Genomic DNA, 13819 nt, shown 5'->3' on the forward strand with positions numbered 1-13819 from the left:
AGTTATCCAGGCCACACTGGTCCGTGAACGTGACGCCTGACATTAAGGCGGGCAACGTTGCAACCGAGTTGGCCAGGGTTGCGCACTGCCCGAACGGGCAGGGCCCGTCCCAGGGTGCGAGCCGCGAGACGTCGGACACGGACCAGCCCGATCGCCGCACCGGGCGAGCAGGTACTCGAGGCGGCCCCTCAGCGCAGTGCGGCCACGACCTGGTCGGCCATCGCCCGCTGACCGAGTGCATTGGCGTGCATCGCCGGGAAGCTGACCGCACCCAACGTCGGCTCGACCCATCGCCGATCGCCCGCGCAGGCGTCGTGGCCTGCGGAGACCTTGGTCATGTCCACATAGGTTGCGCGCGTGGCTGCGGCGGCGCGGCGCATGGCGTCATTGAGGGCGGCGAAGGCCCGGTGTAGGTATTCGGTGTCTCCGGGCGTCGTGAGCAGAGACGCCGAGCAGAGCGCCGAGCCCACCGCCGGGAAGATCTGCGGATACCCCACGAGAAGGACGCGGGCTCGCGGCGCGGCGCGTTTGATGATGCGCAACGCGTTCACGAGGTCGGGGTAGGTCGCGGAGTTGATCCTGTCGACAAACGAGGTGCCGAACTTGTCGCGGCACGGGGTGGCCGACAGCGGCGCCGCCAGCCAGGCCTGCTGGCAAGCCGAGGTCGAGAAGCTGAAGAGCCCGTTGTTGTTCGCGCCGATCGTCAAGGTGATCAAGCGGGTGGCCGACCCCACCGCGGTGATCTGCGGTCCCTGCCACAAGTGTTGCGCCTGGGTCAGGTCTTCGGTCGACGCGCCTGAGCAACTGACGTCGGCGACCGAGAGCCCGCGTCTCTCCGCGACGAGATGGGAGTAGTTGACCAGCGAGTTCGAACAGAACATTGCCGCATTCGTCGCCTGGGGGAATACCGATGCGCCTGCGCTGTAGCTGTCACCGAGATTGACGTACGGGTATCCGTCCGCTGCCCGGGCCCCGCCGGCGTGGGCGAGTCCGCAGACGAGGGCGAGGGCGGTGGCCGCCGCGGTCAGCACGGTTCGAATGCCGAGGCGCCGGCGTAGGTCACGGCCGTACGGCAAGGGCATTCGGGCACTCCAGATCGTGGTGCTCAAGTTACTGATGGTGCTGATGAGACTAACACGGACGGAGAATTGCCTAAGTTGCAGCCGTCGATTCAACGGGCCTGCATTTGTCGCGTGTGACGATTCTCTTTTTGGTCGAATCGGGTCAGGACCTTTCGAGGTCATGCCGATGACCTTCGACTCCGGCTTGTCGGCGGTGGCGGGGCGAGGATGAGTGGAGTCGAGGGGAACTGCTGCCGCAGGCTGTGCAGGGTAGGAGACAAACCATGACTGATTCAGTGACCGATGCGACCGCACCGATTGTCGTCGGGGTAGACGGTTCGGACTCCGCTTTGATGGCGGTGAGGTGGGCGGCCGGTGCTGCAGTTCGGGAGCGACGACCCCTGCGGCTGATCTCTGCGGTGGGGATCGTGCCGGGCGCGTACGCGCCGACCGCGACGTTGACGTCCCCGGCAGTGGTCGAGGCGATGCACGCGGGCGCGGCGCGGGCCATCGAGGCCGCGACTCAGGTCGTCGCAGATGTCGACCCTGACGTGGACGTTGCAGGCAAGACTGTGAGCGGGTCGGCCATGCTGACGCTTCGTCACGCGTCCGCGTGGGCGCACATGCTCGTGCTGGGCAGGCGTGGTCTCGGCGGAGTGCGCGGACTGCTCCTCGGATCGGTCAGCACCGACGCCGCCGCGCATGCGGAGTGCCCTGTTGTGGTTGTGGGCGGGCCGGCGCCCACGACCGGCCCCGTGGTCGTCGGTGTCGACGGGTCGCCTACCTCGACTGCGGCGATCGCCCATGCGTTCCGTCAAGCTGACCTGTTGAACACATCTTTGCTCGGGGTGCACGCATATGGAGGGTCTTCGGGCGCAGCGTTCTACGGCGCAGACCAGAGGACCCTTCGACAGTTCGAGGACGAAGCCGAAGAACTGTTGGGTGAACAACTGGCCGGGTATCCCGAGGACTACCCCGATGTGCAGATCGAGCGTCACGTCGGCATCGCCTCACCTGCCGAAGAAATCTTCGATGCGGCTCAGACCGCGCAGCTCGTCTTCGTCGGGACCCGCGGACACGGGGGTATTCGGGGATTGCTGTTGGGGTCGACGAGTCGCGCCGTGGTGCAAGTGGCGCCGTGCCCGGTGATGGTGGTGCACCGCAAGCCCTGACCCGTGACCGGGTTGCTCACTCAGAAACAGGTGTTCCCGGAGGTGGAGCGAGTCACCGATCCTGTGCGGGCTCGCCGCGAGAGCGCCGTGACGGTTCCGGCGACGCGAGTGCGAAGTAGCTCTGTTCCTCTTGGGAGAAGTGAAGTCGCAGTAGCGCGTGCAGTCCGTAGAGGGTGGCGATCACGTCTCGTCGTTGATCAGATGTGATGTGCCCGTACCGGTCTGCGCGTAGCCGGTGGGCGTGCACTCGTCGCGCCAGCCGGTCGATTTCGACGTGCATGCGGCTCATCGTCACGGTTGCCTCCTTGCTTCCCAGCGGCTTCGCGAGAGCAGGGTAGAGGAGTGCCTCCTCAGCGTGCTCGTGGGGCAGGATCGTCGATTCCAACAAGTCGTCGGCCGCACGCAGGCGGGCCAGTGCTCCAGTTTCGTCTGCGGGGAAGTCCGGGCTTGCGATCTTCGCGGCGGCGTCGGCCAGCATTGTGAGCTTCGCTCGCAGCGTGTCGTGTTCGTCGGCGAATCTATGCAGCAGCACATCAGTCGATCTGTCGATGCGCGTCGCCGAGCGCGGTGCCGACAGCGCGCGCAGTGCGTTGAGAATGACCACGACGTCGATGGCTTCTTGAAGCAGCGCGCCAGCTGTCGGCGGTAACCATCCGAACGCCGCCACGGCCATCGCAGCGAGGGACATGGCCATACCTGCCCCCGCGCTCTGCAAGGCGATGCGCCGTGAACGTCGTGCGATCTCCATCGCGGTGGCCAGGGGTTCGATGCCGTCGGTGGTGACAACGATGTCGGCGGTTGCTGTGCTGGCGGTTGATCCACGGGCTCCCAGGGCCACGCCGACGCTGGCGCTTGCCAGTGCCGGCGCGTCATTGATGCCGTCGCCGACCATCACCGTCACGGCTGAGCGTCTTTCAGCCTCGACGTGGGCGACCTTGTCGGCGGGTGTGAGATCGGCGCACACTTCGTCGATGCCGAGAAGTGTGCCGACCTCGAGAGCGGTGGCGGCGTGATCTCCGGTGAGCAGGACGATCTTGGTCACCCCGGCAGCGCGCAGACGCCGAAGCGTTCGGGGGGCATCCGGGCGAATCGGGTCGCTCATCGCGATGGCGCCGGCCGGGCAGCTGTCGAGCGTGATCCACGCGACCGCTGCGCCGTCCAGTTCGCCGGCGCGGACCACCGCCTGCGCCCAGTCGGCGTCCGGTGGTGTTCGTGCACCGACGTCGACGAGTCTGTTCTCGACGACACCGGAAACCCCTGTGCCTGCCGATTCGTGTACCTCGCGCGGCACGGTCAGCTGGAGGTTGCGTCGTCCGGCCTCGCCGACGATGGCGGTGGCGAAGACGTGCGGCGACACCTGTTCGACCGATGCCGCGAACCGTAGGACCTCGTCGGCGTCGTAGCCAGGGGCAGCGGTGACTTCGACGTGTTCCGGACGGCCGGTGGTCAAGGTGCCGGTTTTGTCGACCATGAGCGTGTGAGCGTTTCCGAGGCTTTCGAGGGCGCCGCCGTCTCGGATGATGACGCCACTCGGGACGACCGGGACAGGCCGGCTACGATCGCGATGGGCGCGGCGAGCAACAAGGGGCACGGGGTGGCCGGGACCTATGTCATCCCGGTAGGCACCTTTGCCCACCTGGGACAGCGTCGACACCGGACCGAACGCCACCGGTCGTCGGCACCGTGGCGGTTACTCCGACACTTTATGAGCCGCACGGTCGTACAGGCGGTCGACGTCGCCGGCACGACAGGGTTCTGTACCCGGGGTGAGCATGGCCGCGGCGCCGGCCGCGGCGCCGTAGCGAACACCCTCGACCAACGACCACCCCCGGGCGAGGGCCACGGTGATGGCGGCAACCATGCTGTCGCCGGAGCCGACGCCGGTCCCGACGTCGGCCGGCACCGGCACGCCGGCGACGCCGTGGACCTCATCGGCGGTGACAACCAGAGCTCCGGCCGCACCCTGCGACACGACAACAACCTGACTGATGTTGCGGCCGATGAGTTCTCGCGCTGCTGCGACCTGCGAAGCGCGGTCTGGTAATGGTGCACCCACGCAGTCCCGCAGTTCGCGCACGCTCGGTTTGACCAGATAAGCGCCGGTGACCCAGGGGAGTGCTGCACCGTTGGTATCCACCACGAGGGTGCATTGGTGGTGACGAGAAATCCGTGCCACCGCGGCGAAGAATCCCGGCGAGCAACCCGGAGGCAGGCTGCCGCTGACCACGAGGTGTGTCGCCGTCGCGGCACAGTCGTCGATGGCGCTCAGGCAGCGGAGTTCGTCGTCGAGTTCCAGGTGGGGACCGGGCAGCACGAACCGGTAGCACTGCCCGTCGTGCTCATCGACGATGACCAGCGACTCCCGGGTGGGTTCATCGACGCGAACCGGGCGTAGATCGAGTCCGTCCGCTTCCAACAGTGACTCCACTCGTTGCCCGGTATACCCTCCGCTGACGATGACCGCCGTCGTGGTGGCACCGAGCCCAAGCGCGGCACGGGCCACGTTGATCCCGCCGCCGCCCGGGTCGTAGCGCGGATGCCCGCACCGCATCTTTTCGGTGTCCATCAGTCGCGGAACCGTGGAGTGGATATCCAGGGCGGGGTTCATGGTCACGGTGAGAATGTGCGGCACGGCGATCCTCTCCGGAGAGTGGCAGCGGTCGGACACCGCTCCGATCACACAAACTCTGCTCCGGTTTCGAACCCGCCGAAAAGAGCACTTCGGCCCAGAGACGCACCGACTTTCCCGCGTCCGGAAGGCTTCGGTCCTCAAGCAGAGGACAAACGACCGTGTTTCCACCGGCCGGACGTGAGCGAGGATGGACACAGATCTTCGGCTCGGGGAGGTGCGCGTGCAATCGAACCCAACTCCCAGCCATCTGTCACAGTTCGGCGGCGCACAGTCCATCGAGGTTCGTGAGACCCATACCGGCATCGTTCTGCTGTGCGGTGAGCGGGCGTTGAAGGCGAAGAAGCCGGTGGTCACCGACTTCCTCGATTTCGGGTCCGTGGACAAGCGGGAGGACGCCTGTCGCCGGGAGCTCCGTCTGAACCGGCGACTGGCGCCAGAGGCCTACCTCGGCGTCGGACACCTGTGCACCCCCGGGCAGGCACCGGAGCCGCTCGTGGTGATGGTCCGGTTACCGGAGAAGTACAAACTCGCGCACCTGCTCACGGCATATGGCGACGACGGCGATCACGCTGTCGCCGGCGAGATCGAACGTCTTGCCGTTCGTATCGCACGATTTCATCAGAACGCGAGCCGCAGCCTCGAGATCTCGCGCCGGTGCACCTCGTCGGCGATCTGGGAACGGTGGCGCACGAATCTCGATGAGATCCGAGAACTCGGCCCACCGAACCCGGACAGTGACCTGCTGGACGAGGTCGGTCTTCTTGCCCAGCAGTTCCTTGCCGGTCGCACCACGCTCTTCGACGAGCGGATCGCCGCCGGCCGGGTGGTGGACGGACACGGCGATCTGTTAACCGAGGACACCTTCTGCATGCCGGATGGTCCGCTCGTGCTCGACTGCCTTGATTTCGACAGCCGTCTACGCAGCGTGGACGGTGTCGACGACATCGCGTTCTTGGCGATGGACATCGAGTATCGCGGTCACCGGCGGCTGGCCGATGTATTGGTGTCGACCTACCTGGCCGAAGCAAGAGACTCGGCACCCAGATCACTCATCGATCACTACGTCGCCTACCGCGCGATCGTCCGGGCAAAGGTCGACTTGATCCGGGTCGCCCAGGGCGAAGCTGGGGCGGAGGGCCGGGCGTTGTCTCATTTGTTGTTGGGGCGCGACCGCCTGGGGAGCGCGCAGGTGCGGCTGGGTCTGATAGGTGGGCTACCGGGCACGGGCAAGACCACGGTGTCCCGAGCGCTGGCCGACGAGGTCGGAGCGAAACTACTGTCCAGCGACGAGGTCCGCCACGAACTACATCGTGCCGGTGCCATCGCGGGCGGGGCCGGCGAATTCGGCACCGGCCTCTACTCTGACGCGAACACCCGCATTGTTTACGCGACACTGCTGTCTCGCGCGACACACCACTTGGAGCGAGGTGAGTCGGTCATCCTCGACGCGTCATGGACCGACCCCGGGTTCCGTCTTCTCGCTCATGCCGTGGCCGACAGTTGTCATGCTGCGGCCATCGACATGCGGTGTGTGGTCGACCCGCACGAGGCCGAACGACGAATCATGCAACGTCCCGACGCGCATCATTCCGATGCCACTCCGGCCATTGCCGCTGCCATGGCCGCCAGGTTCGAGGACCAGTGGCCGGATGCGCTCTCCATCGACACCGGTGGTTCCGTTCACGGCGCCGTGGACTGCGCGATGCGACGGTGGTGGCGGTGAACTCGGCCACGATCAATGAACCAACTCTGTCGACTGTGTCCGACTCTCCGACGGCACGTCACCTCGGCGTCGCGCCCACCGATAGAGCTCGTCGGCGCCCCACACCACAAACGGCATGGGCAACAACCAGACCAGAAGATGCGCTGGAGGTGTCGTCGTCCCGAAGAGGTCCTGAAGCGGCGGAACGGTGATCACGACGATCACGAAAGCAAGCTCGAACAGGAACCCCCACAGCAACAGTCGATTGCTGGTCACACCGATCGAACGAAGTGACGCACGTTGGGTCCGCGATGCCATCGCCGTGCCGAACTGACATGCGACGATGCCCAGGAAGGTCATGGTTGTGGCCAGTTGCCAGGTGTCGTGCATCGGGCCACTGGCCACCGAGTCACCGAATCGCCACCCGCCTTCCACGAGGGTGCCGAGAAACACTGCGACCACAAGGACCGTCGAGACGCCGCCGAGAAGTCCCCACGCACGCGCCAACAGTTCTCGGTCGATGACGTTCTGAGACCGACGGCGCGGCGCGCGGTGCATGAGGCCCGGTTCTGCTTGTTCGCGACCCAACGCAAGGGCGGGCAGGGTCTCGGTGCCCAGGTCGATGGCGAGGATCTGCATGACTGTCAGCGGTAGCGGAATAGCGCCCCCGGACAGCGCATACATCAGGAATGGCACGACCTCGGGCGTGGCGTGAGCAAAAATGTAGACGATGAATTTACGGACGTTGTCATAGACGCGTCGGCCGGCGGCCACCGCCGTGACGATCGTGGCGAAGTTGTCGTCGGTCAGCACCATGGTCGCTGCTTCCCGTGCGACGTCGGTGCCGTTGCGGCCCATGGCAACACCGATGTCCGATCTGCGAAGGGCGGGAGCATCGTTGACGCCATCTCCGGTCATGGCCACCACCTCGCCCAGGTCTCGAAGTGCGTCGGTGATGCGCAGTTTGGCCTCGGGAGAGGTGCGGGCGAAGACGAGTTCGGTGGGGTGCCCCAAGATCTCGTCGAGTTCGGTCTCGGGCATCGCGTCCAGATCAGGTCCGGTGATCACCTCCAGCCCGCGGTGAGCGCCGATCCCGACTCCTTCGGCGATACCACGTGCGGTCAGCGCGTGGTCGCCGGTCACCACCATGATCCTGATCCCCGCGCGGTGGCACATCGCGACGGCGTCCCGCACACCGTTCAGCGGTGGGTCCATCATCGCAACGATCGCGTCGAGTCGCAGTTCTTGCTCGGCACCGTCCCGGTCGATGGTGTGGACCTGCTCTTCGTCGAGTGGTCGGGAGGCCACAGCGAGCAAGCGCAGACCCTGACTCGCCCAACGGGTGACGAGCTCACGAAGAGCCGTGCGGTCTTCCGCGGCAAGATGCCGATCGGCGATGAAGGTGCACCGCTCGAGGACTTCCTCGGGTGCACCTTTGACGTTGACCATTCCGCCGTTGGCGGTGGGGACGATCGTCGACATCCGACGCAGCGCGGGATCGAAGGCGAACGACCGGCGACCGTCGTTCGATTCGCCGGCGCGCGGGGGCACGACCCCGATCGAGGACGCTGCTCGTAGGAGGGCGAGTTCGGTTGGGTCACCGAACTCCGTCACCCCACCGGAGTCATCGACATCGATTGTTGCGGTGCAACAATCGACCATGATCTGCGCCGCGGTCCGAACGGATTCAGTTGGCGGAGATCGGACAGGGAGCGTGACGACACCGTCGGGAGTCCACATCTGGGTGACCGTCATCCGGTTCTGGGTGAGTGTGCCCGTTTTGTCGGTGCAGATGACCGTTGTCGACCCGAGCGTCTCCACCGCGGAGATCCGTTTCACCAGCGCGCCACTGCGCGCGAGGATGCGGACGCCCAGAGCCAAAGCGAGCGTGATGGTGGGCAGGAGTCCCTCGGGGACGTTGGCGACGAGCAGTCCGATTGCGAAGTTCACCGAATCGCGCAGGGACAGACCCGCAAACACAGTTCCGAGCGGAATGAACGCGATTCCCATTGCCACTGCCACAGCTGCGATGAGCCACGCCACGCGTTTGACCTGATGTTCCAGCGGACTCTCGTCATGCCCGACTCGTTGGGACAGGGAGGCGATGTGGCCGAGTTCCGTGTGCATTCCGGTCGCGAACACGACCGCGCGCCCATCGCCGCCCACCACGTTGGTGCCGCTGAAGACGATGTCGGTGGCCTCGACGATGGGCCCACTGCTGGCGGCCAGCTGGGTCTGCAGGTGAACCGGGACCGACTCGCCGGTCAGGGTCGAGAGGTCGACTTCGACGGAACCGGCGATCAGTCGCGCGTCAGCGGACACCCGGTCGCCCTCGGCGAGGTGTATCACATCGCCCGGTACCAACTCCGAGGCCGGGATCACGACCTCCGGCTGCTGGCGAATCACCCTAGTCGTCAGCGGGATGATGTCGGTCAATGCCTCCACGGCCCGTTCGGCGTGGCGTTCCTGAATGAACGCGAACGCGGCATTGATCACGATGACCACGACGATGGCTACGGACAGCGGACCAGATCCGCTGATCCAGGCCAACAGTGCGGCCACCCACAACAACAATGCAAGCGGGTGGGTCAGCTGTCGCAGCAGTTGACCCATCCAGGAGCCCCCGCGCGATCTCGTCAGCACGTTGGCCCCGTGAATCAGGCGACGTCGCTCAACTTCGCGCGCGGACAACCCGTCCGGCGAAGACCCGAGGTCCCGGAGCAGTTGCTGGATGTCTTCCTGCGGATCGATATCCGGCTCGTCTGGTGGTGAACTCATCGTCTTCCGGTGTCAGTGATGACTGCCGAGGTCGAGTTCGCGCCATTGCCTGTCCCACATGCGTGCACGATGTCGATCGGCGAATGTACGGACGGTCAGTATGAGCCCCCACCAGCTCAGGGCGGTGACCAGCGCGACACCGCATCCGGTCCCGATCCCCTGCAATACCGCATCTGAAGTGGTCGCCGGAGGAACCGCGACCGCGCCGGAGTCATCGAGCCAGATCTGGCGTGTTCGGCCGACGCGGTCAAGTGGCTCGTGGTCGACCGCGGCGGTGACCCGGTGCCCGTCGGAATCGGGCCACGCGACTGCTGTCCTATCGTCGTTGCGGTTGGGCGGACCGATCACCTTGGCACTTACCGGGTACCTCGGAGCCTGATCGTCGAGGCTCGCCTTGCGGGCGGCATAGGTGTCGCCGCCAGCCGTCAACGCGATCAACAGACCTGCCAGCGATCCGAGTGAAACTATCAGTAAGAGTGCACTTTCCAGACGATCGACCGGTCGTACCAGCCTGTTCGACGAGGCATGCATGAAGCGCCAGGCGTGCAGCTCGCGACACAGGAACCGCAACATCACTGACCTCCTCGATGGATCGATTCGTCTGACTCACTGCTGACGACAAACCGCGACGCTCGGCGGGGTTGATGCCCAAACCGTATCGCTCAGCCCATCACGGGTGCCTGCCGAACCGAAGTCTGGCCATCAGCGCGCGGTGCAGTCAGTAGTGCCGCTGATCTACGCAGGAGTCCCGATCGCGGCCTGCGAGGCCGACTGTTGATCATCGAAGCCCACCTCCGTTGTTGGAGCGTTCTTCGTTACAGCGTGCCCCCGAATGCGGTCATCACGTCAGGGACGGAAGTCACTTATCAACGGATCGCGATCCTGCCCGAACCGAGATCAGGACCTCCAGATCTACGAACCAGGTTGATGCCGTGCGGCAGTGTCGCCGGCCCGGCGTCCGAAGAAGCTGAACCGCCCCGGGTCTGTCGGAGGCTCTCGAACCTGTGAAGGATGGAGAGCATGGCAGCACCACGCAAGTACAGTGAGGAACTCAAGGACCGGGCCACCCGGATGGCATGTGAAGCGCGACGAGATCCCGATTCGTCGAGAGGTGCGATCAAGCGGATCGCCGATCAGCTCGGAGTCCATCCCGAGGCGTTGCGCAATTGGGTTCGTCAGGCCGAGATCGACGGTGGGGTCCGCCCGGGCACTACGAGTGAGGACGCTGACCGCATCGCGGCGTTGGAGCGGGAGAACCGTGAACTGCGGCGAGCGAACACGATCTTGAAGCAGGCTTCGGCTTTCTTTGCGGCGGAGATCGACCGCCCACAGCGCTGATCGTGGAGTTCGTCGCGGCTCACCGCGATGAACACGGAGTCGATCCGATCTGTGCGGCATTGCGCGATACGTCCGCCCAGATCGCTCCGTCCACGGTACGAGCCCACCTGAGCCCCCAGAAGACCGAGGCGCCTCGTGTGGTGCGTGACCGGGAGCTCCTTACCCAGGTCCGCGCGGTGCATGCCGACAACCTCGGCGTCTACGGTGCCCGCAAGGTGCATGCCCAATTGCGCAGACAGGGCCATAGTGTTGCCCGCTGCACCGTCGAGCGATTGATGAAAGCCGATGGGCTGCAAGGGATAGCGAGACTCAAGACACGCAAGACCACGCGCAGCGAGGGAGCTGAAACACCCCGGCCGGCTGACCGGGTCAACCGTCAGTTCACCGCGGCGGCACCGAACGCGTTGTGGGTGGCGGACCTGACCTACATCCGCACCCACTCGGGCTGGGTGTACGCGGCGTTCGTCCTGGACGTGTTCTCGCGGATGGTCGTCGGCTGGCAGGTCTCGACCACCATGCACACCGACCTCGCCCTCGACGCCCTGAACATGGGATTGTGGGCACGGTCGCGTGCGGGCCACGACGTGGCCGGGCTGATCCACCACTCCGACCGCGGAGTGCAATACCGAGCCATCCGCTACACCGAACGACTGGCCGAAGCCGAAGCGGTGACATCTGTTGGCTCCAAAGGGGATTCATACGACAACGCGATGGCTGAGGCGTTCAACTCGCTGTTCAAAGCCGAATGCATCCGTAACCCCGTGATGCGCCCGCGAGGCGGCTGGGCAGGTGTGGGCGAGGTCGAGATCGCCGTCGCTGAGTACGTCGAATGGTTCAACCACCGCCGCCTGCACGGCGAGATCGGACACGTCCCACCCGTCGAGTACGAGAGCGCCTACTGGTCGACCCACACCGTCACCAGCTACCGTGAGAACCCGGTCCCCGCAAACGCTGGAACCAACTAACCGAGCCTCCAGCAAACCCGGGGCGATTCACTACGCCCTCCTCGCCGAACTCTTCGCGCTCCCGACGACCGCGACCGCGACGCATCGGCGGCGGGTGCCGGCTTGCGTGACTCTCGGATGGAACTCCGTTCACGCCAGGCTTGAGCCAGCATTTGTCGACGCCGCACGGGAACGGTTCGCGACACTGCTGAGCGAAGCACTCGCAGTGAGCGAAACCCGGTTCGACGTCCTGTGGCAGGAGTTCGAAACGCTTCGCGCTACCGGGCAAATCCTCACCCACCTGACTGACGACCACATCGCTTCGCTGCGCACGGCAGAGGTGCAATGGGAACACCTCTCGGACCAACCAGCTAGCGACGATAAGGCAGCAGCACACATGGAACTAGACCGGGAACGGGCGGCCATCGCACGGCTCGCGGGCGACACTTCCGATCGCTATCCGCACATCGAAGTGGTTGACGAGAGCAACGCAGAAGGCGACCGTTGGGTCTCTCCTGTAGCGCAGCGACTTAACGACAACCCCGACCGGCTCGTCCCTCTGCAATCGCTCGGCATCGACGTCCCAGGGAATAGAAAACCTCAGGCGTTGACGATCGCGCTCGCGGGTGCGCAGAAGTACTTCGGCCTTTGCGCGAATCAAGTGGTGAACACACAGATTGTCTGGCCGGGCATAGCGACTGTGCTGCCGCGCAGAATTTGGATTGACCGATCAAGGCCAGACGCAATGCACCTATAAACCGAGGTGACGCATCAGTGTTCGTACCCAGCGCCGGGCCGTCGGCCATGGCTGCTCGGAACGCCGAACGGCGGGCGGCGGTAGGTCGTTGGGGTAGCGCCCGCAGCCGGGGACTGCCGAGACATGCCGCGGCCAGCGATCCGGGCCGCGCGCTGCGCATCGGTCTCACGCTCGGCCGCGGCGGCTTGGGGTGGTGTGAGTGGTTCGGCGATCCTCGCGAACACCGGGACCATGGTGTCGGGTACGGGCTCGAACGCGCCGCGGTCGGGGTGGGAGAGCATGGCGGCGTTGACCCACTGTTGCGGTGTGACGCGGCCGTAGTCGAGTCGGTAGCCGGCATCGGCGGCGAGTTGGGACATGAACACCTTGGCCGCGCGGCCGTTGCCTTCTCGGTAGGGGTGGCTCATGTTGATCGAGGCGTAGACGGTGGCGGCCTCGACGGCGAACCCACCGTGGTCCAGGTCGGTCCAGTCGACGGCGGCGATGTGGTCGCGGGCGTGGTCGAGGTACCGGCCGATCTGGTTCGGCTCAGCAAACGGCAGGCCGTCTTTGCTCAGCGGATAGGTGCGCGGAACGCCGGCCCACTCATAGATCGGGGAGAACAACGCGGCGTGGATGGCGTGCAAATGCTCGGCGTCGTAGGTGCGGGCGATCGGGATCTGCCCGTCAACGATCATCGCTTCGCGGTGCGCAGTGATCGTGTATTCGGCCGCGGCGAGCGCGTCGGGATCGGTGATGCCGAGTTTGTTGGCCAACACGGTGGTGCCAGGGATGAACGTGGCGTCCCAGTCCTCCTGTGCGGTCACTCAACCTCACCTTCCAGACACGCCGACGGCACCACCTCGACGAGGCGGTGCCGTCGTGAACAACTCCACAGTTTGTGCGCGGTCAGCCGAGGGCGTGTGCCGCTCGTGAGCCTGTCGCCATGGCGACGGCTTCGGCGATCACTTCGGCGTCGGTCAGTTCGCCGCGCGCCGACCGAGTGAGCAGGTCCACGTCGGCGCGTTGCGGGTCCCACCCCTCAAGGACGTTGTTGTCGATTGCCTGCACGACACCACGGACCTGGGTGTCGGTGAGACCGGCGAACAACTCCGGCCAGCGGGTGATCCATCGTGACTCGATCATCGCCGCACCTGCCTTTCCTGGATGTCTCGTCGTACTCAGTTTACCGATCATCGGCTCTCCCACGGTGGAGACGCTTCTCCCGACCTCGGGGGGCGTGATCAGAACAGCGCGATTTGGTCGCGGGCGGCGAGTTCGGCGGCACGCTGGTGGGCTTGGTCGGCGGCGCGTTTGACGGTGGCCTCGGGTAGGGCGAGGTCGTGGGCGATGTCGGCCCAGCTGCGGCCGTGCTCGCGCATGTCGGCGGCGAGGTCGCCGATTTCGCGGTCCTGGGCGTCGGGGTCGTCGTCAGTCATCACGGCGTGGTCTTTCC

11 protein-coding genes, 1 pseudogene and 1 other annotated feature are annotated in these 13819 nt (G+C 65.5%); of the genes and pseudogenes, 4 read left to right on the forward strand and 8 right to left on the reverse strand.

What is annotated here, in order from left to right; genetic code table 11:
* Positions 1–188: 188 nt before the first annotated feature.
* Positions 189–1082: an SGNH/GDSL hydrolase family protein gene (locus tag C5O27_RS16030; RefSeq protein ID WP_035752385.1), complete on the reverse strand. Its 894-nt coding sequence runs from the start codon at positions 1080–1082 to the stop codon at positions 189–191.
* Positions 1083–1345: 263 nt separating this feature from the next.
* On the opposite strand from C5O27_RS16030, the gene C5O27_RS16035 reads away from it, so the two are divergent.
* The gene (locus C5O27_RS16035; protein ID WP_208651374.1) at positions 1346–2233 is read left to right on the forward strand and encodes a universal stress protein; all 888 of its coding nucleotides are present in this window, start codon (positions 1346–1348) and stop codon (positions 2231–2233) included.
* Positions 2234–2285: 52 nt separating this feature from the next.
* On the opposite strand, the pseudogene C5O27_RS16040 reads toward C5O27_RS16035, so the two are convergent.
* Positions 2286–3838, reverse strand: a pseudogene (locus tag C5O27_RS16040) (heavy metal translocating P-type ATPase); the annotation flags it as partial.
* A gap of 85 nt (positions 3839–3923) precedes the next feature.
* The gene (locus C5O27_RS16045; protein WP_279636551.1) at positions 3924–4847 is read right to left on the reverse strand and encodes a 1-phosphofructokinase family hexose kinase; all 924 of its coding nucleotides are present in this window, start codon (positions 4845–4847) and stop codon (positions 3924–3926) included.
* A gap of 238 nt (positions 4848–5085) precedes the next feature.
* On the opposite strand from C5O27_RS16045, the gene C5O27_RS16050 reads away from it, so the two are divergent.
* Positions 5086–6588, forward strand: a complete 1503-nt coding sequence (locus C5O27_RS16050; RefSeq protein WP_244216529.1) for a bifunctional aminoglycoside phosphotransferase/ATP-binding protein — start codon at positions 5086–5088, stop codon at positions 6586–6588.
* A 12-nt stretch (positions 6589–6600) separates the two neighbouring features.
* Here C5O27_RS16050 and C5O27_RS16055 read toward each other — a convergent pair whose 3' ends face one another.
* Both C5O27_RS16055 and C5O27_RS16060 read right to left on the reverse strand, forming a co-directional pair.
* Positions 6601–9345 carry a cation-translocating P-type ATPase gene (locus tag C5O27_RS16055; protein WP_127963129.1) on the reverse strand — a complete coding sequence of 915 codons (2745 nt, stop codon included), beginning with the start codon at positions 9343–9345 and terminating at the stop codon, positions 6601–6603.
* A gap of 12 nt (positions 9346–9357) precedes the next feature.
* Entirely contained in the window at positions 9358–9918 is a 561-nt protein-coding gene (locus C5O27_RS16060) for an Rv1733c family protein (RefSeq protein ID WP_127963130.1), read from the reverse strand.
* 447 nt (positions 9919–10365) lie between these two features.
* Between C5O27_RS16060 and C5O27_RS16065 the strand changes: the two genes are divergently transcribed.
* Both C5O27_RS16065 and C5O27_RS16070 read left to right on the forward strand, forming a co-directional pair.
* A protein-coding gene (locus tag C5O27_RS16065) for an IS3 family transposase (protein WP_241548986.1) occupies positions 10366–11648 on the forward strand; the annotation gives its coding sequence in 2 pieces (ribosomal slippage) (positions 10366–10654 and positions 10654–11648; 1284 coding nt in all).
* Positions 10644–10772 (forward strand) — a sequence feature (AL1L pseudoknot). Its footprint overlaps the gene before it by 129 nt.
* Positions 11649–11754: 106 nt before the next feature.
* Positions 11755–12384 carry a hypothetical protein gene (locus C5O27_RS16070; protein ID WP_127963131.1) on the forward strand — a complete coding sequence of 210 codons (630 nt, stop codon included), beginning with the start codon at positions 11755–11757 and terminating at the stop codon, positions 12382–12384.
* Positions 12385–12398: 14 nt separating this feature from the next.
* On the opposite strand, the gene C5O27_RS16075 is transcribed toward C5O27_RS16070, so the two are convergent.
* The 3 genes from C5O27_RS16075 to C5O27_RS16085 all read right to left on the reverse strand — a co-directional run bounded on the left by C5O27_RS16075 (position 12399) and on the right by C5O27_RS16085 (position 13802).
* Positions 12399–13190 carry a Fic/DOC family protein gene (locus tag C5O27_RS16075; protein ID WP_084817259.1) on the reverse strand — a complete coding sequence of 264 codons (792 nt, stop codon included), beginning with the start codon at positions 13188–13190 and terminating at the stop codon, positions 12399–12401.
* Between the two features lie 82 nt (positions 13191–13272).
* On the reverse strand, positions 13273–13509 hold the full coding sequence (locus tag C5O27_RS16080) for an antitoxin VbhA family protein (protein WP_055475992.1): 237 nt from the start codon (positions 13507–13509) through the stop codon (positions 13273–13275).
* 98 nt (positions 13510–13607) lie between these two features.
* Complete coding sequence (locus tag C5O27_RS16085; RefSeq protein ID WP_055475991.1) at positions 13608–13802, reverse strand: hypothetical protein; 195 nt, start codon at positions 13800–13802, stop codon at positions 13608–13610.
* Positions 13803–13819: the final 17 nt, after the last annotated feature.

Origin of the sequence: Gordonia alkanivorans (assembly GCF_004011905.1) — a bacterium.
Taxonomy (GTDB): domain Bacteria; phylum Actinomycetota; class Actinomycetes; order Mycobacteriales; family Mycobacteriaceae; genus Gordonia; species Gordonia alkanivorans.

Bases quoted from the DNA above. Each gene is read 5' to 3' on its own strand.
- C5O27_RS16030 (WP_035752385.1), bottom strand. From the start codon at position 1,082: ATGCCCTTGCCGTACGGCCGTGACCTACGCCGGCGCCTCGGCATTCGA.
- C5O27_RS16035 (WP_208651374.1), top strand. From the start codon at position 1,346: ATGACTGATTCAGTGACCGATGCGACCGCACCGATTGTCGTCGGGGTA.
- C5O27_RS16055 (WP_127963129.1), bottom strand. From the start codon at position 9,345: ATGAGTTCACCACCAGACGAGCCGGATATCGATCCGCAGGAAGACATC.
- C5O27_RS16060 (WP_127963130.1), bottom strand. From the start codon at position 9,918: ATGTTGCGGTTCCTGTGTCGCGAGCTGCACGCCTGGCGCTTCATGCAT.
- C5O27_RS16080 (WP_055475992.1), bottom strand. From the start codon at position 13,509: ATGATCGAGTCACGATGGATCACCCGCTGGCCGGAGTTGTTCGCCGGT.
- C5O27_RS16085 (WP_055475991.1), bottom strand. From the start codon at position 13,802: ATGACTGACGACGACCCCGACGCCCAGGACCGCGAAATCGGCGACCTC.